The 20,422-nt window shown below is 66.9% G+C and carries 19 protein-coding genes and 1 pseudogene; 12 read left to right on the top strand and 8 right to left on the bottom strand.

Going from position 1 to position 20,422, the window contains the following annotated elements; genetic code table 11:
* Window positions 1-4: 4 nt before the first annotated feature.
* The 3 genes from argB to argC are packed head-to-tail and all read right to left on the bottom strand — an operon-like array spanning window position 5 to window position 3,248.
* A complete protein-coding gene (gene argB / locus NE2_RS21570; protein WP_051757197.1) occupies window positions 5-940 on the bottom strand; it encodes an acetylglutamate kinase in 936 nt (311 codons plus the stop codon).
* Window positions 937-2,154, bottom strand: coding sequence for a bifunctional glutamate N-acetyltransferase/amino-acid acetyltransferase ArgJ (argJ, locus tag NE2_RS21565; protein WP_063028836.1), 1,218 nt, complete (start codon window positions 2,152-2,154; stop codon window positions 937-939). The genes argB and argJ overlap by 4 nt, the downstream gene beginning before the upstream one ends.
* Window positions 2,151-3,248: an N-acetyl-gamma-glutamyl-phosphate reductase gene (gene argC / locus NE2_RS21560; protein ID WP_063028902.1), complete on the bottom strand. Its 1,098-nt coding sequence runs from the start codon at window positions 3,246-3,248 to the stop codon at window positions 2,151-2,153. Before argC ends, argJ begins: the two co-directional genes overlap by 4 nt.
* A 152-nt stretch (window positions 3,249-3,400) precedes the next feature.
* Here argC and NE2_RS21555 point away from each other — a divergent pair, with 152 nt between their 5' ends.
* The 7 genes from NE2_RS21555 to NE2_RS21525 all read left to right on the top strand — a co-directional run bounded on the left by NE2_RS21555 (window position 3,401) and on the right by NE2_RS21525 (window position 9,674).
* On the top strand, window positions 3,401-4,168 hold the full coding sequence (locus NE2_RS21555) for an ABC transporter ATP-binding protein (protein ID WP_084494223.1): 768 nt from the start codon (window positions 3,401-3,403) through the stop codon (window positions 4,166-4,168).
* The gene (locus tag NE2_RS21550) at window positions 4,162-6,510 is read left to right on the top strand and encodes an FtsX-like permease family protein (protein ID WP_063028834.1); all 2,349 of its coding nucleotides are present in this window, start codon (window positions 4,162-4,164) and stop codon (window positions 6,508-6,510) included. Before NE2_RS21555 ends, NE2_RS21550 begins: the two co-directional genes overlap by 7 nt.
* Before the next feature lie 169 nt (window positions 6,511-6,679).
* On the top strand, window positions 6,680-7,282 hold the full coding sequence (locus NE2_RS21545) for a flavodoxin domain-containing protein (protein WP_063028832.1): 603 nt from the start codon (window positions 6,680-6,682) through the stop codon (window positions 7,280-7,282).
* Between the two features lie 419 nt (window positions 7,283-7,701).
* Entirely contained in the window at window positions 7,702-8,454 is a 753-nt protein-coding gene (locus tag NE2_RS21540) for a GNAT family N-acetyltransferase (protein ID WP_063028830.1), read from the top strand.
* Window positions 8,445-8,669 carry a translation initiation factor IF-1 gene (infA, locus tag NE2_RS21535; RefSeq protein WP_227462776.1) on the top strand — a complete coding sequence of 75 codons (225 nt, stop codon included), beginning with the start codon at window positions 8,445-8,447 and terminating at the stop codon, window positions 8,667-8,669. The genes NE2_RS21540 and infA overlap by 10 nt, the downstream gene beginning before the upstream one ends.
* A gap of 116 nt (window positions 8,670-8,785) precedes the next feature.
* Entirely contained in the window at window positions 8,786-9,211 is a 426-nt protein-coding gene (locus NE2_RS21530) for an SRPBCC family protein (RefSeq protein ID WP_063028824.1), read from the top strand.
* Entirely contained in the window at window positions 9,204-9,674 is a 471-nt protein-coding gene (locus tag NE2_RS21525; protein ID WP_146165245.1) for a MarR family winged helix-turn-helix transcriptional regulator, read from the top strand. The genes NE2_RS21530 and NE2_RS21525 overlap by 8 nt, the downstream gene beginning before the upstream one ends.
* Before the next feature lie 412 nt (window positions 9,675-10,086).
* On the opposite strand, the gene NE2_RS35835 is transcribed toward NE2_RS21525, so the two are convergent.
* Window positions 10,087-10,977: a hypothetical protein gene (locus NE2_RS35835; RefSeq protein WP_146165246.1), complete on the bottom strand. Its 891-nt coding sequence runs from the start codon at window positions 10,975-10,977 to the stop codon at window positions 10,087-10,089.
* A 425-nt stretch (window positions 10,978-11,402) separates the two neighbouring features.
* The gene (locus NE2_RS21520) at window positions 11,403-11,807 is read right to left on the bottom strand and encodes a hypothetical protein (protein WP_063028820.1); all 405 of its coding nucleotides are present in this window, start codon (window positions 11,805-11,807) and stop codon (window positions 11,403-11,405) included.
* Window positions 11,808-12,080: 273 nt separating this feature from the next.
* On the opposite strand from NE2_RS21520, the gene NE2_RS21515 reads away from it, so the two are divergent.
* Window positions 12,081-13,613 (top strand): acyl-CoA synthetase, encoded by a 1,533-nt coding sequence (locus NE2_RS21515; RefSeq protein WP_063028818.1) that lies wholly within the window; start codon window positions 12,081-12,083, stop codon window positions 13,611-13,613.
* A 51-nt stretch (window positions 13,614-13,664) separates the two neighbouring features.
* Here NE2_RS21515 and NE2_RS21510 read toward each other — a convergent pair whose 3' ends face one another.
* Window positions 13,665-15,401 (bottom strand): pyruvate dehydrogenase, encoded by a 1,737-nt coding sequence (locus NE2_RS21510; RefSeq protein WP_063028898.1) that lies wholly within the window; start codon window positions 15,399-15,401, stop codon window positions 13,665-13,667.
* A 401-nt stretch (window positions 15,402-15,802) separates the two neighbouring features.
* On the opposite strand from NE2_RS21510, the pseudogene NE2_RS35115 reads away from it, so the two are divergent.
* The 3 genes and pseudogenes from NE2_RS35115 to NE2_RS21505 all read left to right on the top strand — a co-directional run.
* A pseudogene (locus tag NE2_RS35115) lies at window positions 15,803-16,666 on the top strand (helix-turn-helix domain-containing protein); the annotation flags it as partial.
* Window positions 16,667-16,775: 109 nt separating this feature from the next.
* Window positions 16,776-16,931 (top strand): Scr1 family TA system antitoxin-like transcriptional regulator, encoded by a 156-nt coding sequence (locus NE2_RS37705; RefSeq protein ID WP_373862270.1) that lies wholly within the window; start codon window positions 16,776-16,778, stop codon window positions 16,929-16,931.
* Window positions 16,928-17,134: a DUF397 domain-containing protein gene (locus tag NE2_RS21505; RefSeq protein WP_063028816.1), complete on the top strand. Its 207-nt coding sequence runs from the start codon at window positions 16,928-16,930 to the stop codon at window positions 17,132-17,134. Before NE2_RS37705 ends, NE2_RS21505 begins: the two co-directional genes overlap by 4 nt.
* Before the next feature lie 262 nt (window positions 17,135-17,396).
* On the opposite strand, the gene NE2_RS21500 is transcribed toward NE2_RS21505, so the two are convergent.
* Complete coding sequence (locus NE2_RS21500; protein WP_063028814.1) at window positions 17,397-17,837, bottom strand: winged helix-turn-helix transcriptional regulator; 441 nt, start codon at window positions 17,835-17,837, stop codon at window positions 17,397-17,399.
* Between the two features lie 75 nt (window positions 17,838-17,912).
* Between NE2_RS21500 and NE2_RS21495 the strand changes: the two genes are divergently transcribed.
* Entirely contained in the window at window positions 17,913-18,827 is a 915-nt protein-coding gene (locus NE2_RS21495; RefSeq protein WP_063028812.1) for an oxidoreductase, read from the top strand.
* A gap of 35 nt (window positions 18,828-18,862) precedes the next feature.
* On the opposite strand, the gene NE2_RS21490 is transcribed toward NE2_RS21495, so the two are convergent.
* Window positions 18,863-20,416: an amino acid permease gene (locus tag NE2_RS21490; protein ID WP_063028810.1), complete on the bottom strand. Its 1,554-nt coding sequence runs from the start codon at window positions 20,414-20,416 to the stop codon at window positions 18,863-18,865.
* Window positions 20,417-20,422 lie beyond the last annotated feature (6 nt).

The following is a 20,422-nucleotide window of genomic DNA, read 5'->3' as shown; positions in this document are numbered from 1 at the left end:
TCGCTCATGACGTTGTCGTTCCTGCCGTCTCGGGTGGGGTCACCATCGTTCCGATACCTTCCCCGGTGAACAGTTCCAGCAGTACCGCATGCGGTACCCGGCCGTCGATCACATGTGCGGTCGGGACACCGGCCTGCACCGCGCGCAGGCAGGCCTCCATCTTCGGCACCATGCCCGCGTCCAGGCTCGGCAGCAGGGCGGCCAAGGCGTCAGTGTCGATATGGGTGGTCAGCGACGAGCGGTCGGGCCAATTCGTGTACAGGCCTTCGACATCGGTGAGTACCACCAGCTTCTCCGCGCCGATGCCCTGGGCCAGCGCGGCGGCGGCGGTGTCGGCGTTGATGTTGTGCACCACGCCGTCGGCATCGGGCGCGATGGTCGAGACCACCGGAATGCGCCCGGCGCGAACGAGATCCAGCACCGCGTCCGGATTGACCGCGGTGACGTCGCCGACCAGGCCGATATCGGTCTGCTCGCCGTCGACGGTGACGGTGCGGCGAGTGGCGGTGAACAGCCGCGCGTCCTCACCGGAGATGCCCACCGCGTACGGGCCGTGCGCGTTGATCAGCCCGACCAGTTCCCGGCCGACCTGACCGAACAGCACCATCCGCACCACATCCATCACCTCGGGGGTGGTGACGCGGAAGCCGCCGCGGAATTCGCCCTGCAGCCCCAGCTTCTTCAGCATGGCGCTGATCTGCGGGCCACCGCCGTGCACCACCACCGGGTGCACGCCGACGGTGCGCAGGAACGCCATATCGGCGGCGAAGGCGTGTTTGAGGGTGTCGTCGACCATGGCGTTGCCGCCGTATTTGACGACCACGATCTTGTCGCGGAACTTTTGCAGCCACGGCAGCGCGCCGGCCAGCACGTGCGCCTTGTCCAGCGCCGACAGGTCCTGGGTGGTCACCGGAACCTCCGGTGTCGCTTCGGTGGTCATGAGCTGTAGGCCGAATTCTCTTCGACGTAGCCGTGCGAGAGGTCGGTGGTGCGCACGGTCGCGGTGCCCTCGCCGAGCCCCAGTTCCACCAGCACCGCGATATCGGGCCCGGACAGGTCCACCTCACGTGCGCCGGGAGCGCCGGTTCCGTTGACGCACACCGGATTTCCGTTGAACGACACGGTGACCCGATCGGGATCGAGTTCGATGGGGGCGATGCCCACCGCGGCCAGCACCCGGCCCCAGTTCGGATCGGAACCGAAGAACGCGGTCTTGACCAGCGAGTCGCGGGCGACCGCGCGAGCGGCGATCAGCGCCTCGTCCTCGCTCACCGCGCCGGTGACGGTGATCTCGACGCGCTTGGTGACGCCTTCGGCGTCGGCCATCAGCTGCGCGGCGAGGTCGTCGCAGACCGCCAGCACCGCGGCGTCGAGTTCCTCCTGGCTCGGGGTGACGCCGCTGGCGCCGTTGGCCAGCAGCAATACGGTGTCGTTGGTCGAGCAGGAGCCGTCGACGTCGAGCCGGTCGAAGGTCAGCCGGGTGGCATTGCGCAGCGCCGCATCCAGCTGCTGCGGGGTGGCGGCGGCGTCGGTGGTGACCACGACCAGCATGGTGGCCAGGGACGGGGCGAGCATGCCCGCGCCCTTGGCCATCGCGCCGACATTCCATTTGTCGGCGTGATGGAACGCGGCCTGCTTGGGCACGGTGTCGGTGGTCATGATGGCGTGCGCCGCGTCGGTGCCGCCGGACAGGCCGCCCGCCATCTCGTGCACGATCTCGGTCACGCCGGGCAGCAGTTTGTCCATCGGCAGCCGGTCACCGATCAAACCCGTTGAGCAGACCGCGATTTCGCCCGCGCCGGTTTCGGTTCCCCAGTTGCTCAACGCTTTCGCCAGTTCCTCGGCGGTGGCGTGGGTGTCCTGGAATCCGCCCGGGCCGGTGCAGGCGTTGGCGCCGCCGGAATTGAGGATCACCGCGCGCAGGCGCCCGCTGGTGAGCACCTGCTGCGACCACAGCACCGGCGCGGCCTTCACCTTGTTGCGGGTGAACACACCCGCCGCGGCATAGTCGGGCCCCTCGTTGAAAACCAGTGCCAGATCGAGCTTTCCGTTGGCCTTGATGCCGGCTGCGATGCCGGCGGCCCGGTATCCGAGCGGTGCGGTCACACCCTGGGTGCGGACCAGTTTGCCGCCGGCGATATCGGTGTCGGTCACGGTGCCACTCCTACGGTGGAAAGTCCGGCGGTCTCGTCGAGACCGAGAGCGAGATTCATCGATTGCACCGCAGCGCCCGCGGTGCCCTTGGTCAGATTGTCGATGGCGCCGATCACCACCAGCGTGCGGGCGGCGGTGTCGACGGCGACCTGCAGGGTGATGGCGTTGGAGCCGACCACCGAACCGGTCTGCGGCAGTACGCCTTCGGGCAGCAGGTGGATGAACGGTTCGTCGCCGTATGCCTTGTCGTACACCGCGCGGGCGGCGGCCAGGTCGGCCACCGCGCCCGCGGCGTCGGGGCGCAGGCGCGCGGTGCAGGTGGCCAGGATGCCGCGCGGCATCGGGGCCAGCACCGGCGTGAAAGAGACTGTGACATCGCCGATGTCGGCGCCCGTCGCCGCGGCCGCGGCCTTCAGGTTCTGCGCGATCTCGGGGGTGTGCCGGTGCGCGCCGGCGATGTTGTAGGCGCGGACCGAGCCCATCACCTCCGAACCCAGCAGCCCCACGTCGAGTTTGCGGCCCGCGCCCGAGGTGCCGCTCACCGCGACCACGGTCACATCCGGTTCGACGATGCCCGCCCCGACCGCCGGCGCCAACGCCAGACTCGACACCGTCGGATAGCAGCCCGGCACCGCGATCCGGGTGGCCCCGCGCAGCTGTTCCCGGGCGCCGGGCAACTCCGGCAGACCGTAGGGCCAGCTTCCGGCATGCGGGGATCCGTAATAGGTCTCCCAGTCCTGCGGGTCGGTGAGCCGGAAATCGGCCCCACAGTCGATGATCACCGTGGACTCCGGCAGCTGCTGCGCGATGGCGGCGGACTGCCCGTGCGGCAGCCCGAGGAACACCACGTCGTGCCCGGCCAGCACCTCCGCCGTGGTCGCCTCGAGGACGCGATCGGCCAGCGGCAGCAGATGCGGCTGCAGCTGCGCCAGCTTGGTCCCGGCATTGGATCCTGCGGTCAGCGCCCCGATCTCGAGGCGCCCGGCTCGGTACTCCGGATGCCCCAGCAGCACACGCAGGACCTCACCGCCCGCGTATCCGCTCGCACCAGCTACCGCGACCCGCACCACGGGCCCACTCGAGGTATCCGCCATGTGATGATTATGCACGATCATGCAAGCTCATTCACGGGCGGGTTGCGGATCCGTGGGCACAGGTTCGCTCCGGTCGGTGAATACCCAGTTCAGCAACGATATGTGACAACCGGCCCTTCCCGCCGTAACAGCCGGTTCGCGACGCTGAGATCATGAACCGCCGCACCCACGCGGATCCGTTGCTCGCGGCCGAGGCCGCCGCGGCATCGGGTGCGCCCGCGCTACGAATGACCGGAGTCGGTAAGACCTACGGTTCCGGTGCGGGCCAGGTCGTCGCGCTGCGCGATGTGGATCTGAAGATCCGGCCGGGCGAGTTCGTGGTCCTGCTGGGTCCGTCGGGGTCGGGTAAGACCACATTGCTGAACCTGGTGGGCGGGATCGAGGAGCCCTCGGGTGGTGTCGTCGAAGTGGCGGGCATGGATATCGGCGCGCTGAACGACAAGCAGCGCACCGCGTTCCGGCGGGACCGCGTCGGATTCGTCTTCCAATTCTTCAATCTGGTCCCGACCCTGACCGCGCTGGAGAACGTGGAAATCCTGGCGGAGCTGACGGGGCCGGATGCCGCCGCCCGCAGTCGCGCCGCGCTGAACCTAGTCGGTGTCGCAGATGTCGCCGACCGATTTCCGGGACAGCTGTCGGGTGGACAGCAGCAGCGAGTGGCCATCGCGCGGGCGATCGTGAAGGAACCGCCGCTGCTGCTGTGCGATGAACCCACCGGCAGCCTCGACCTCACCACCGGCCGACAGGTGCTGGCCGTATTGCGCGGTCTCGCGCGGGAGGGCCATCACACCGTCCTGATCGTGACGCACAACTCCGAAATCGCCCGGATGGCCGACCGCGTGGTGTGGCTCCAGTCGGGTGAGATCAGCCGTTCGGAGTGGGTGGACCATCCGGTCGAGGCATCGGAGTTGCAGTGGTAGGCCGGACGCTGCTGCGCAAGCTGCGCCGGGATCTATGGCGGCAGCGCTGGCAGTTCCTGGCCGTCGCCACGGTCCTGGCCATCGGCGTCGCGGCGTTCGTCGCGGCCGCGAGCGCCTACCGCAATCTCGATCAATCCTTCTCCCGTGCCTACAGTGCGCAACGACTGCCGGACGCGGTCGTCTCCGGCCCGGGCGCCGGACAATCCGTTGCGGCATTCGAGGCGCTACCGGGCGCGCCGGTGGCCGAGGTCAGGCATCAGAGCGAGGTCGGCATTCGCATCGGGGGGCGAACCTTCCTCGGCCGCGCGATCGGTATCCCGGACGGGACACAGCCCGAGGTCTCCCGGCTCTCGATGCGGTCGGGGACATTGCCGTCGGCGGGCCGGCTCGTGGTCGAACAGCACCTCGCCGATCACTACGACCTGCACCCCGGCGACAGCGTCGAAATTCTGAATCCCGGCGGCTGGCAAGCGATTCCGGTGGCGGGTTCGGCGTTGTCGACGGAGTACTTCTGGCCCGCCCGCTCCACGCAGGAGATCATGACCACCCCCGAGCATTTCGGCGTCGTGTTCCTTCCCGACCGCGATCTGGTCCGGAATCTGCCCGATCCGGTGGAACAGGTCGCGTTGTACGCGACCGACCGTGCTGCGGCGGGTGATCTGGTCAGTGCGGCCGAACACTACACGCGAGCACACGGACTACAGCTTGTCCCGCGCGATCAGCAGCCGTCGTATCGAGCGTTGCAGGACGACGTCGAGGCATTCGGGACCTTCGCAAATCTGTTGCCGTGGTTGTTCCTGGCCGCGGCGGTGCTCGGTACCTACGTGCTGCTGTCCCGCGTGGTGGCAGCGCAGCGGGCAGTCATCGGAACCCTCGCTGCCAACGGCTTCTCCCCGGGGTTACTGCGCCGGCATTACCTCGGATACGGCGTGGCGTGCGCGGTGCTCGGCATCGTTCCCGGCCTGGCCGGGGGCTATCTACTCGGCGGCTGGATCACCACCCGCTATACCCAGGCTCTCGGACTGCCCTTGCATGTGACCGCATGGCATCCGGGCATCCTGTTCGTCGCTTCCGCCGCGACCCTGGCCGCGGCGACCGTTGCCGCGTGGGCGCCCGCGCGGGCCGCAGCGCGAATGTCGCCCGCCGAGGCCATGCGAGTCGCGCCGCCGTCCCGGCGCGGAGGACGCAGCGTCCTCGAACGCCTCTTTCCACCGCTCGAACGCGCGCCGGCACGCTGGCGGATGATGCTGCGGGCCGTACTGCGGAACCGTCGCCGCGCGGTGTTGACCATCGTCGGTGTGGCCGTCTCGGTGAGCCTGGTGATGGTGTTCGCCGGGTTGCGCGACACCGTCGCGACACTCATCGACCGGCAGTACGGCCGGATCATGCTGCAGGACGCCGAGATCGCGACCGCCCCCGGCGCTACCGATTCGGTGCTGACCCGCGTCCGGCAGGACCCCGACGTCGCCGCGGCCGAGCCGATGGGCCGCTACGACGTGGCGCTCTCGGCCGGGGATCGTCACTACGACACCCTCGTGATCAGCTTGCCGCCCGCGACGCAGATGCACCGGTTCATCGCAGAGTCCGGTTCGAACCAGTTGTCCAGCAAGGGTTTACTGCTCGGCTCGGGGCTGCACGACACCCTGGGCGTCTCGGTCGGGGACACGGTCGATGTCGCCGATACCGCTACCGGGCAACACCTATCGGCACCGGTCGCCGGATTCGTCGACGAGCCGCTGTCCCCGGTCGTCTACGTTTCGGCCGACTACCTGCGGCAGGCTATCGGTCCCGTACCGGATACGGGCGTGCTGGTGAAGCTGCGGCCCGGCGTGACCGATGAGCGCGCCGTCTCCGATCGGCTCACCGCGATCCCCGGTGCGGTCGCGTACCTTTCCACGGCCACCGTGGCCTCGGCCATGCGGCAGGCGTTCGCGATGTACAACACGCTGGTGGGAATCATGCTGATTTTCGCCGCCGCCATGGCCGCGGCGCTGCTTTTCAACGCGATGTCGGCCAACATCGGTGAGCGACTGGGAGAACTCGGCGCCCTGCGGGCGGCGGGCATGGGTACCGGAATGTTGTCGCGCCTGATCGCCGCCGAGAATCTCGTCCTCGTCGTGGTCGGCATTCCGCTCGGCATCGGATGTGGCATCCTGCTCGCCCGTAGACTGCTGGCCACCTACGAAAATCAGGGCGCCCGCCTCGAATTGGCGATGAGTTCGCCGACACCGATGCTTGTCGCGTTCGCCATTCTGGCCGCCGCGATCGCCGTCCAACTTCCCGCACTACGCCGCGTCCGCGACCTCGACATCGCCCGCATCGTCCGCGAGCGCTCACTCTGACGAGGGCACTCCGCCGGCGTGGCGGACTGTCTGAGCATCACCGGAGTCATCGGCTGTCCCCGCTGCCGCAGGATCGCATCCGTTGTCGCGGAAGCCGACGACGAAGGTCGCCGAGGCGATGGGACCGAAGACCCTGCCCGAACGATCGGCCTCGACGCACAGTTGGCCTATGGCATCCGATCAGACCGAGCACACGGTACTCATCGTCTACGCCTCCGCAGCGGGTTCGACCGCCCAGATCGGCGAGTTCATGGCGCGGCGGATGCGGGACGCGGGATTACACGTCCGGGTGGAGCCGGTGGATCGGGCACCGGATCCCGGCTGCTTCGAGGCGGTCGTGCTGGGCAGCGCGATCCACAACGGAGGCTTCCTCCCCGGGTTCGCCGACTACATCGAGCGCTATGCGCAGACGTTGAAACAACGCCCGAACTGGTTGTTCAGCGTCGGCATGGGGCCGGCCCTGCGTGGCCCGGTGGGAGCGTTCTTCAAACGCCTCACGCCGCCCGTCGTCACCGAATGCCGGACTTCGGCCGCCAGCAAGGGATATCGCGGTTTCGCCGGTGTCGTCGTCCGGCCCCCTGAGCTGCGCAACCGGCTGCTGATCCGCCTGTTCGGTTGCCCGTACGGCGATCTACGCGATTGGGCCGCGATCACGGCGTGGGCCGACGAGATCGTCTCGTGGATCGATGATGCCCTGCCCGCCACTCGACTACCGGCGACCCGCGATCCGGCGGACACCACGATCGGCGAAGGCAATTCGGGCCCGGCCTGAGCCGCCTCGGATCCCGTCGGCGCACGGCCCCTGCGGATTGCTGAATGTGTTGTGCTACAGAACTATTCGAGATCCACGAACTGAGCCACGCCGCCGATCAGACGACGGCGACGATGATCGCGCTGCCGATGACGGCCATAGCGAGGTGAGGTAGGCACCCGGTGATCATCGCGGTGCTCGGCTGGATGTGGCGATCTTCGCGGGCAATCACGGCGTTCCGGACTTCGGGCGGGGTGTTCGGAAAATGGGTTGGCGCCGGAAATCGGAGTTGTTAACCTTCTGCGGTCCGACCTGATCACGCGAGGGGGTGAGTCCCATTTTCACGGCATTCCTTGGGCGCTCCCCGTTCTCACGATCGGACGATTGACGCACGTCGTCATCGGGAGCGCTCGTCCGAGCGATCCCGAAAGGGGACGACAATGCACTCTTCCGAACTCATGGTGACGCGCATCGCGGACCGCCAGTGGCATGCGCTGGCCGGCGACCGGGTGGTCGGTTGTGGCGAGGCATCGCCGCGGCCCGATGGGCGACTTTTTCTCAGCATCGACTCCTGGCAGGCCGACGCCTTCGATCGGCTCGCCGCCGCCATGCTGGCCGACCTGCCCACACCGCTCTACACGGTGGTCGACGAGGCCGACCTCGAACTGACCGCGCACTGGCGCCGGGCGGGTCTCGCGATCCGGCGGCGCGAATGGGAATACCGGGTTCCCACCGATCCGGCGATCACGGGACTCGATTCGGCATCGCCGCCGGGTATCGAGATCCTGAATTTCGGTGCGGCCGAGGCGTATTCACTGCGCGAACTGGACCGCGCCGTACGCGCCGAAGTCGAGGCCGCCGCCGGTTGGCAGACCATGCCGGCCGAGGTGATATCCCCGCCGATCGATCCCGCGAACTACGTGGTGGCGGCCCAGGCCGGCCGCTATGCGGGGCTGTGCCGCGTGACGCAACCGACGCGGCTACCGCGCATCGGCCTGATCGCGGTTCGCGCCGACGCGCACCGGCGCGGCATCGCGCGAGCTCTGCTGGGGCGGGCGCTGGGCTCACTGCATCGTGCCGGAAAGGCTTGGGCCTCGGCCGAAATCGACGAATCCAACGCGGCGGCGACCGCCCTGTTCGAAGGCATCGGCGCCGAGCGGTCGAACAGCGCCCTGGAGTTGGTGTGGCGATGAAGAAAGGAGCGATCGAAGTTCAGGGGCACGTCGTGGAATGCCTGCGCAACGCGACTTTCACGGTGGAACTGCCCAACGGGCACAAAGTCCTCGCCCACCTGTCCGGCAAGGTCCGGATGAACTACATCAAGATCCTGCCGGACGACCGGGTCTTGGTGGAGCTGAGTCCCTACGACCTGACCAGGGGCCGAATCCTGTTCCGTTATCGGAGTTAGTACTCCAGGGGCCTGGACTGCTCATCCACGACCGAACTAGCGGGTATCGGCCATCTCGTAGGATTGTTGCTGCAACAACAGTTATTGTTGTTGCAGCAACAATTAGGGAGGCAGCCATGATGTACTCGTTCACCGAAGAAGCCGTGGTAACGGGCGAGATCGACCGCATCTGGGCGGTGGCCACGGACGTGGCCCGCTGGGCCGAATGGGATCCGCACGAGGAGAAGGCGCGTATCGACGGGCCGTTCGAAGCGGGAACCACGGGGTGGGTGAAGCCCAAAGGAGCACCAGCGGGACCGTTCACGATCGTCGCGGTGGAACCCGGACGGTCGTGGACCAGCGAGGCGGGCCTGCCGTTCGGCAAGTTGCGGGGTCGGCGCACCTACGAGCCACTCGGCGACGGCACCGTGCGGGTATCGGAGAACGTGGAAGTCCACGGGCCGATGGGACCGCTGTTCAAGCTCATCTGGGAAAAGGGTATGCGCGCCGATATGCCGCGCACCTTCGCGGCCCTCGCGGCGGAGGCGGCACGGCGTGGCTGAGCGATCGGCACAGGCCGTACCGCGGGGTCCGCTCATGTCCCCTGGGTTCTGGTTGCATCACGCCGCCCTCGAGTGGCGAGCAACATTGGAACGGAACCTGCGCCCGCTCGGACTGACGCCGACTCAATTCAACCTGCTGGCCTCCACCGGATGGTTGGCCCGCCACGGCGCCCTGCCCACTCAACAGCAGGCGGCGGATATGGCGGGCGCCGACCGGATGATGGCGTCCCGGGTGATCCGTGTCCTGGAGGAGCGCGGCATGCTCCGGCGCCACCCCGACCGCGCCGACGCCCGCGCCTTCCGGCTCGAACTCACCGCTGCGGGAAGGGATTTGACGTCCGCAGCGGTCAGGGTCGCCGTAGACACCGACGAACAGATCTTCGGCGCCCATGGCGATCAGCTGCGCGAACACCTCCGGCCGATCGCCGCCCACCGGGTGCCGGCAGAACGGCCGACCGAGTGACACGGCAGCGAGCAACCTGATCCAGCAGCGGCCGAACGGATTCCACTTGTTACGCGGAACCTTCTCCGCAGCCGAACTATTCGCGCAAACCTCCGCGACAATGCGCGAAAACGGGCTGTTGCAGTATGTGCCGAAGGCTCGATAGTGACGTCACATCAGGTGACCAAACGACCTTCCTCGGGACGCGATATTGCCTCTGCCGCCCAGCTGGACCTGTGACCCAAGTCATGGCGGAAACCCGCTCGCATTCTGCAACAGCCCGAAAACCGCGGACTTCGCCGAAGTTTGCACGATTAATGCAGCGTCGCGTTGCGGCAGCGAAATTTGGCCTACCTCGCGCCCACTGCCGGGTTCAGCCGATCAGTGCGCGCGGTGGTCAGCCCATCTCCTCCCCCGAATCCACAGCGCCGCTTCACTGTTGAGTTGGACGCGGTTCCGAAGGCGGCGTGCCACTCGGGCCCGCGTGGACGGTGGGAGCGGAGGATGAGTCCGGGCCGCCGGGCTGTTCCGGTGCGGATGCGTAACCCAGCTGTGGACCAGTCGGGGCCGGCGCGGCGGGTTGATGGGCGTGGGCCGGCGGCGTGCCGGCAGCGGCGTGCGGACCAGCGACCGGGCGGGCAACGGCGGCGTTCGGCTCTCCCTGAGCGCCCGACGGGACTCCCGGATAACCCGGCACTCCCGGATAAGCCGGTGTGGGGGCAGCCGGAGAGCCGGGAGCAGCCGCGCCCGGATACGACGGCCAGCCATGAGGCGCGGGGGGAGAAGATTCAGCGGCCGGGTAGACCACGGGAGCCGAATAGTTCGGCGCGACAGCGGGAGCCGGATAGCCGGTCGGGACGCCGGGGTAGACCGCCGCCCCCGGGTAAGACGCAGCACCGGGGTAACCGGGGATCGCAGACGGAGGAACGGGGGTCGCCGAGGAGCCCGATGGTGCCGCGATCAGGGCCCCCACCGCGACCAGGATTGCGATGGCGGCGGGTATCGCGAGCCAGTTGCCACTGGCTGACACCCGAACGTAGGAGTCGACGCAGAGAATCACGATGCTACGGGCGATCGAGACGAACAGCGCGCCACCGCCCAGCGCGGCAACGATACGAATCCGAATGGATCCTGCCCCGGTAACCGAGAGCATGATGCCGCCGACCAATGCGGCAAGTGAGCACGCCCAGAACGGGATCAGAGCGGATTTGAAGCCGTACTCGAAGGCGGGATAGTCACGGCCCGGGCCGACGATTGCCCATACCGATTGCGCGGCCGTGAGAATCGCCGCCACCGCCAACGCGATGCCCGCCACGATGTCCACGGCCGTGCGCCTCCTCCGCGGCCTGATCCCCGGGAATGGCTGAGCGCCAGGGTAATTCGGTGGCGCACCCCAGCCCGGGGGTTGCGGTGCGGGATATCCGGGCTGATACGGGTTCGCCATCGGTCGGGACTCCTTGTCGGCATCGCTTGTGGCTCAGCCTAAGCGAGTGCCGGGGTCCGCGCGGGTTCACCGGCATACGCGCCGGTTCCGTCAGGGCGACGGTCGCAGCCGCGGATCGCCGACGTGGCTGCCGCCGACCCACACCCGGCGGGCCGGCGACCGGTCAGTTCGAGCTCACCCGAACCGGGGACCGACAACTCCGCGCCCACCTACCGGACCGGCTATGGGTGCCCCGTCTGGTCGCGGGCTTGGGCGTCCCCGTCGACGCGCCTATCACCGTCGACCAGGTCGCTGCCGCATCGGCGCTACATCGACCCCGTGCACACCATCGGCTGGACCACGAAATTGTTGCCGGGGTTCGCATCCGGCGTCGCGCTCGTCACCGTGGCGGTGATCAGTTCCAGCGTGCGCGCGGTGCCGACCGTGTAGTTGGCGATTTCTCCCGGTGCCAGAGTGGGTTTGATGATGGATCCGGACGGGCCGAACGGCGTCCAGTAGTTCACCGCCACATTCTCCGCGGTCGCGGCGCCGATATTGCGGACGATCACCTGCAACGGCGGCGGGAAGCCCGGCAACGCCCCGCCACAGTAGGTGTACACCTCCACATCGGCACCGGCCGGTTCGGCTTGCGCCGCAACGCCGAAACCCACCGCGGTCGTGGCCGCCATCGCCACCCCGGCGGCCAGCACGCCGATACGCCCGATCTTCATAGGAACCTCCCGCTCGACGAACTCTCGTACGGAATATCGAGACCTCGGCAAACCTGTTATGCCCCGAAAAAGGTGGGCGCCGGGCACGCGAGCCTTCGTGCGCTCTCGAGCGGTTCACAAGTTTGGCGATAACTCACGAATCGTCGTTCACTTTCCGCTATCGTCGCGCTCGTCGGGACGGTGTCTCGGCGGGGCCGGTGTCGCGGCGGCGAGGCAGGTCCCTCTCGACCGGCGGTCGCGTCAGAGCCGTCGGCGGTGTTGTGGAGGAGCAGGATGTACCCCGGTGCGCATGTCGATCGATTCCCTGATAAACCGGCGGTCGTGCTGGCCGGGAGCGGTAGCACGCTGACCTACCGCGAGCTCGAGGACAACTCGGTTCGCCTCGCGCGGCATCTGTACGAGGCGGGCCTGCGCAAGGGCGATCACATCGCGCTGCTGTCCGGCAATACGCTCGAGGTGTACGAGGTCTACTGGGCGGCGTTGCGATCCGGTCTTTACATCACGGCGGTCAACCGGCATCTGTCCGCGGACGAGATCAGCTATATCGTCAACGATTGCGGCGCGCGGGCGCTCATCGTGTCCGCGGAACTGGCGCAGGTGGCCCAGCGGGTGGTCGAGCAGACTCCCGCGGTCGGGATCCGGCTCGCCTTCGGCGGGGATGTCCCCGGCTACGAATCGTATGAAAAGGCTGTGGCCGCAGCGTCTCCCGAACCGCTGCCGGATCAGCCACGCGGCGCCGACATGCTGTATTCGTCGGGCACCACCGGCCGCCCGAAGGGCATCAAGCATCCGCTGCCGGATCGGCAGGTCGGCGATCCGCCGGGTGACACCTATACCGCCGTCTTCGGCCCGCTCTACGGATTCGACACCGACACCGTCTACCTGTCCCCGGCTCCGCTGTATCACGCCGCGCCGTTGCGATTCGGCGGCGTGGTTCATGCCCTCGGCGGAACCGTGGTGGTGATGGAACGCTTCGACACCGAACAGGCGCTCGCCGCGATCGAACGCTATCGCGTCACCCACAGCCAGTGGGTGCCGACGATGTTCGTGCGCATGCTGAAACTGGACGAGAGCGTGCGTACTCGCTACGACGTCTCGAGTATGCGAGTCGCCGTGCACGCCGCCGCGCCGTGCCCGGTGGAGGTGAAGCAGGCGATGATCGACTGGTGGGGGCCGGTGCTGTACGAGTACTACGCCTCCACCGAGGGCAACGGCGCCACCTTCATCGACAGCGAGCAGTGGTTGCGCAAACCCGGCTCGGTCGGGCCGGCGGGCCTGGGCGCCGTTCGCATCTGCGACGACGACGGCCACGAGTTGCCCGCCGGCGAGATCGGCACCATCTATTTCGAGCGCGAGGAAGTCCCGTTCGACTACCACAACGATCCCGAGAAGACCGCGAAGGCAATCCATCCCGAGCATCCGACCTGGACGACCACCGGCGATATCGGCTATATCGACGCCGACGGATTCCTGTTCCTGACCGACCGCAAAGCGTTCATGATCATCTCCGGAGGGGTGAACATCTATCCGCAAGAAATCGAGGACGCCCTGGCCCTGCATCCGGACGTCCTCGATGTGGCGGTGATCGGGGTCCCCGACGAGGAGATGGGCGAATCGGTGAAGGCGGTCGTCCAGCCCGCACCCGGCGTCGAGCCGGGACCCGAACTGGCACAACGACTTCGCGATTTCCTGCGCGAGCGCATCGCCCACTACAAGGTGCCGCGCAGCGTCGATTTCGCCCACGAATTGCCCCGTACGCCTACGGGAAAGCTGGTCAAGGGCAAGCTGCGCGAGCAGTACGTGTGAGGTTCGCCGGCGGCCACGGCAACCACGAATCTCGCTGACGCACGGCGTGTTTCAGCGCGGAACGTTGCGCAGGTTCGATCGGGCCATGTCGATCATGCGGCCCACGCCGCCGGTCAGCACGATCTTGCTGGCCGCGAGCGCGAAGCCACGTACCTGCGCGGCGGTGATGTGCGGCGGGAGGGAGAGGGCGTTGGGGTCGGTGACGAGGTCGACCAGGGCGGGGCCCGGATGTTCCAGCGCTTCGGCGATGGCGTTCCGGATCGCGAACGGATCGGTGACCCGCGCGGCGTGGATGCCGGCAGCGCGGGCGACTGCGGCGAAATCGACCGGGGCGTGGTCGGTTTCGAAATTCGGCAGGCCGTCCACCAGCATTTCCAGCCGCACCATACCCAGCGACGAATTGTTGAAGACGATGATCGTCACCGGCAGCCGATGCAGCGCCACGGTGAGCAGCTCACCCATCAGCATGCCCAGACCTCCGTCGCCGGACATCGAGATCACCTGCCGGTCCGGATAGGCGAACTGCGCGCCGATGGCATGCGGCAGGGCGTTGGCCATGGTTCCGTGCAGGAACGACCCGATCACCCGGCGGCGGCCGTTCGGGGTCAGATAGCGAGCCGCCCACACATTGCACATGCCGGTGTCGACGGTGAAGATCGCGTCGTCGGAGGCGAGTTCGTCGAGAATGTCGGCGGCGTATTCGGGGTGAATCGGCTTGTGGTCGGCGACATTTCGGGTGTAGGCGTCGACGACCTGCTCGAGCAGCCGGCAGTGCTCGCCGAGCATGCGGTCCAGGAATTCCCGGTCGGATTTCTGCGCCAGGAGGGGAAGGGCCGCGCGCAGGGTTTCGCGAACGTCGCCGTGCACGGCCAGCCGCAGTGGCGTGCGCCGGCCGAGGCGAGCGGCCTCGTGGTCGATCTGCACGGTATTGGTTCCCGGCAGGAATTCGTCGTAGGGGAAATCGGTGCCCAGCAGCAGGACCAGATCGGCCTCGTGCATGGCCTTGTAGCAGGCGCCGTAACCGAGCAGACCGCTCATCCCCACGTCGTAGGGATTGTCGAACTGGATCCATTCCTTACCGCGCAGGCTGTGCCCGACGGGTGCGTGCAGCGTCTCGGCGAGTTGCATCACCTCTTCGTGCGCGTCGCGAACGCCCGCACCGCAGAACAGGGTGACGGTGGGTGCCGCGTTCAGGGCGTCGGCGAGCGCCCGCACCTGTTCGGCGACGGGCATGACGCGGCCGAGTTCGGAGACGAGGCTCGTTTCGCCGGTCGGATGCGCGGTGTCCAACTGGGCGACATCGCCCGGGAGCACCACCACCGACACCTCGTTGCGCGCCAGCGCATGCTGGATCGCGATCCGCAGCATGCGCGGCATCTGCTCGGGCCGGCTGATCATTTCGCAGTATCCGCTGCATTCGACGAAGAGGCGTTCCGGATGCGTTTCCTGGAAGAACTGCGTGCCGATCTGATCGGAGGGGATGTGGGAGGCCAGTGCCAATACCGGCGCCCCGGTGCGGTGCGCGTCGTAGAGGCCCTGGACGAGGTGGGTGTTGCCCGGGCCGCAGCTTCCCGCGCACACGGCCAGACGGCCGGTCAACTGCGCCTCCGCCGCCGCGGCGAAGGCGCCGGCCTCCTCGTTGCGCACGTGCACCCATTCGATCTGCGGGGTACGGCGCACGGCGTCGACGATCGGATTGAGGCTGTCGCCCACCACGCCGTAGATCCGCCGCACTCCGGCCTGTACGAGAACGTGCACGAATTGGTCGGCCACATTCGTTTTCGCCATGCGCACTCCTCCACCGCTGTGATCGGCGGCGGCGTATTCGCCTTCGCCCGGAGCCGAAGCTCCCTTCCGGATGAACAGATCGCGATCGCCACGAATACTACCGGGCGGGGTGGAGCGGAAATGGCGTCGCACGGCCAAGGTGCGCCGACCGTTGGCGAAATTGCCCCCTGAATATTCACAGCGCATTCCGGTCGGCCGGCCGAGCCGTCGTCCGGCACGATCTTGCGGCCGCAAAGGCGTTGGCGGACAGTAGATATCGGCCACACGGCATACGGCGCCACCCACTTGCCGATACGACCGACGACGCATACACGACATCGAGCAACCACCACCGTGATCTCGATGTGATCGGCGATCGGAGGTCCGTACATCCATGCACTCCTGAGGCTTTCGGTAATGGCATGCCCGATAGCCGGGGCCGGAGACCGCCGCATCGCGGAAAACGATCGGAATTCGGCGGTTGGTTCTTCCCGGCTACCGAGGCTGATGTCAGTACACTCGAAACGTCCCGCATCCGGAATGGGCAAGTGCCCGAATGTTTTTCACGGATCCCGGACATTCACTACGGGGACAGAACTTCGAACGCCACCACAGGGTGGCTTCCAGAAACAGGCTCGATCGTCAGGGAGGCTAAAGATATGTCCGTCACCGGCAGCACCCTCGCCCGCCGCGCCCTGGGGCGCGAACTGCGCCGCCTCCGCGAGGCCAAAGGACTGAAGCAGGCCGCCGCCGCCCGCGCCGCCGAAACCTCACCCCAGTCCATCGGCCGCATCGAGGAGGGGCTCTCGACGAGAACCACTGGGCTGCAGGTGAATGCGCTGTGCGACTTCTACGAGGCGTCGGACGAGGAGCGCCGGACACTGCTGGGATTGGTATCCGAGGTGCGGGCATCGCGGGAGCGCGGAGGCGGGTGGTGGAGGGCGTATGCGGACGCCAAGATCCCCAGCGGGTTCGACCACTACCTCGCCCTGGAAGAGGCCACCAGTCGTTTGACGGCATGGAAAACCGAGATCGTGCCCGGGTTGTTGCAGACAGCTGCATATCGGCGCGCACTGGCCTGGTCGGAGATTCCCGAACTGGCCCCCGAAGCAGTCGAAGGGCGTCTGGAAGTGACTGCTCACCGGCAAAAGCGCCTCGAAGACCCCACCTTCATGCTGGATGTTCTACTGTCCGAAGCCGCTGTGCGTGACCAAGTCGGTGGCCGAAAGGTGTTGGCAGAGCAGTTGATTCACCTAGCGAAGATGTGCGAAAGGCCGAACGTCTCCATACGGATCGTCCCGTTCGACGCTCGGCGCCACACCGGGCCGGCTGGCCGGGTCGTTCATTCTCCTCGAATTCCCCGACCTGCCGCAGTCGAAATTGTCGGAACCGCCGGTGGTGTACATCGAAGCGTATGCAGGCGATCTGTACTTGGAGCGGCCCGAGGAAGTCACCCGCTATCGCGCTGCGTTGAGCGCGATTCAGCAGGTAGCGTTGGACGAACACGACAGCAGGAACATGATCCTGGCACTAGCTGAGGAGTTCGCGTGAGCATTGATCTATCCGGCGCCCAGTGGTTCAAGTCCAGCCGCAGTTCGTCAGGCAAGGAATGCGTCGAGGTAGCCCACCTTTCCGAAGGCATGGTCGGCGTCCGCGACTCCAAGAACCCCACCGGCCCCGCCCTCGTCTTCGCCCCCGCCGAATGGGATGCGTTCACCGCCCGCCTCGAGGGCGGCGGCTTCGACCTGACCTAACCTTCTGTGCCACAAGGGCGTTCGAGCACGTCGCTCGAACGCCCTTGTCATACAGCCATCTTCACAAATCCGAGCGGAACATCCGTTCGATCTGGGAACTGGACCTTGGCCGCGTGAAGTACAGCATGAATACCGTTACTATACTTTAGGTGTCGGAAAGTATAGTAACGTCTCGCTTACGGTACTTTGCTGTCTCAACTGACCGGTGCTGCACGATGATTCACCACTTACCGCTTGCGTATGACCCGCCCGTGCGGTCCGCTCAGGAGGTACGAGCGTCGTGGTTCTCACGGTGGGCCAACACCTCGTCCATATGGTCCTGCGCCCAGGATCTGAGGCCGCGCGTCAGGTGGTGGAGTGAGAGGCCGAGTTCGGTGAGCTCGTAGGTGACCGTGACCGGAACAGTCGGCGTCACTGTGCGGGCGAGCAAGCCATCACGTTCGAGAGCCCGCAGGGTTTGGGTCAGCATCTTCTGGCTGACTCCGACCAGCAGGCGCGATAGTTCGGAGTAGCGCATCGCCTTCGCGGCAGCCGCGACACCGGGCCGATCGGATGGGTCGCCCGCATCCCCGCTCAATGCGCACAAGATCAGCACGACCCATTTGTCGGAGATTCGATCGAGGAGTTGACGACTGGGGCATGCCGCCAGGAATGCGTTGTACTCCGCGCTGCTTCGAGCCCCCTCGAATACCTTCGCTGTCACCGGTCTCGCCTTTCGCCCTCGGAGAGTTACGCACTTTCAAGTGCCTACTTCCCGAAAGGAAGTAGCTCTCCAACAATGGTGCCAGGAGGTCGGAGACTCCCGATCGGAGACGAAAGGCACCACGTGAGCACACCCCTACTTCCCGGCGGTACCCGAATGCTCGGCGACGCGACTGTCACCCGGTTCGGCTACGGCGCCATGCAGCTCGCCGGCCCCGGGGTCATGGGGCCGCCCGCCGACCGCGACAGCGCGCTGGCCGTGCTACGCGAGGCAGTCGATGCCGGTATCACCCATATCGACACCAGCGCCGCATATGGGCCCGACGTGACGAACGAGTTGATCCGTGAGGCGCTGCACCCCTACCCGGACACGGTGTACATCGCCACGAAGGTCGGGGCGCGCCGCGACGCGCAGGGCGGCTGGCCTACGGCCCGGCGTCCCGAAGACCTGCGCGAACAGGTGCACCGGAACCTTCGGTCGCTCGGGGTCGAGACCCTCGATCTGGTCAACCTGCGCATGGGCGATGCCGCAGGCACCCGGCCCGGCTCGCTCGCAGACGCATTGGAGACGCTCGCCGACCTCCAGCAGGATGGTCTGATACGCCATCTCGGAGTCAGCAACGTCACCGCGGATCAAGTCGCCGAGGCGCGGAGCATCGCGTCGATCGTGTGCGTGCAGAACATGTACAACCTCGCCCATCGCCACGACGACGACCTCATCGACCGGCTCGCCGTCGACGACATCGCCTACGTGCCGTACTTCCCGCTCGGTGGCTTCACGCCGCTACAGTCGGAGACACTCTCCCAGGTCGCGAGCCGAGTGGGTGCCGCGCCGCTGCCGGTGGCGCTGGCGTGGCTGTTGCGGAGGGCACCGAACATTCTGCTCATCCCCGGTACGTCATCCGCGACTCACCTGCGCGAAAACATCGCGGGGGCCGGGCTTTCACTGTCGGATGAGGACGTCGCCGCGCTGGACGGAATCGGCCGCTGACCATGCCGCAGAGGAGCCGCTCACCCTGTGGCCGCTCATACCTCGTGGCTGGGTCGGCGCCGGCCCGGATCCTCCACGATCACTTCCGGCTCCGCCGGCCTTCCCGGCCACGGGCGCTCGGCGACCACCGGGAACTGGCCGGTGTGGTCGTGGCGAATCGCCGCTATTCGCAACACTTTCCGGCGCGTCAGGAACCATCCCCCGACGAGGACGGGGCCCATCACACAGACCGTCGCCACGACCGCCCAGCGTTGGATCGGGTCGCTGCTGCAGGCCATCAGTGCCACCACGGCCACCAGGAAGACGAGGGTGGCGATACCGGTGTAGGGCGCGCCGATCATGCGGTACGCGGGGCGATGGGAGATGCCGTCCCACCAGCGTCGCCACAGGCGCAGCTGGCAGAGCAGCACCACCATCCACGAGACGATCGTGCCGAGAGCCGAGACGTTCAGGACGATTTCGAAGGCCTTGTCCGGTACCACGGCGTCGAGCCCCACGCCGATCAGCGCGATCACGCCGGTGGCCAGGATGCCGATGTAGGGCACGCCGGTGCGGGACATGCGGCCGGCCACGGCGGGGGCGCTGCCGTTCGCCGACATCGAGCGCAGGATGCGGCCGGTGGAATACAGGCCGGCGTTGAGACTGGAGAACGCGGCGGTGAGCACGATCAGATTCATCATCGACCCGGCAGCGGGGACGCCGATGCGGGCGAAGAAGGTGACGAACGGGCTCTCGCCGTCACGAAAGGCGGTGTAGGGCAGCAACAGTCCGAGCAGGACGAGTGAGCCGACATAGAACACCCCGATGCGGGCGATGACCGAATTGATGGCGCGCGGCATCACCTCGTGCGGATTCTCGGTCTCCCCCGCCGCGATACCGACCAACTCCACTGCCGCATAGGCGAATACGACGCCCGTGGTGACCGTGACGAGCGGCAGCACACCGGTCGGGAACAGTCCGCCGTGATGAGCGATCACGCCGACCCCCGTGGCTTCGCCCCGGATGGCGAACCGGCCGGCGAGAAAGACCGAGCCCACGATCAGAAATCCGATGAGGGCGACGACTTTCACCAGCGCCACCCAGAATTCGAGCTCTCCGAACCATCGCACCGAGATCAAATTCGTGCCGACGACCGCGACCAGCGCCACCAGTGCGATCACCCACTGCGGCACCACCGAGAACGCACCCCAATATCGGACATATGTCGCGATCGCGGTGATGTCGACGATGCCGGTCATACACCAGTGAAAGAAATACATCCAGCCGACGGCAAATGCGAGTTTCTCGCCATAAAATTCGCGCGCGTAGGATACGAACGATCCCGACGACGGCCGATACAGCACCAACTCCCCCAGCGCCCGCAGCACGAAGAAGACGAAGACACCGCAGACCGCGTAGACCAGAAAGAGCCCCGGACCTGCGTCGGCGAGACGTCCGCCGGCACCGAGGAACAGTCCGGTGCCGATCACTCCACCGATCGCGATCATCTGCAACTGACGGTTACGTAACGACTTTCGGTAACCGTCCTGCTCCGTATGCAACGCCGCGGCCAGAGCCGATAATTCGACGGGTCGGTGGTCTGTGCTCATGACCGG

The organism is Nocardia elegans NBRC 108235 (genome assembly GCF_001612845.1).
Classification (GTDB): Bacteria; Actinomycetota; Actinomycetes; order Mycobacteriales; family Mycobacteriaceae; genus Nocardia; species Nocardia nova.
This window is presented reverse-complemented; position numbering and strand designations above follow the sequence as displayed.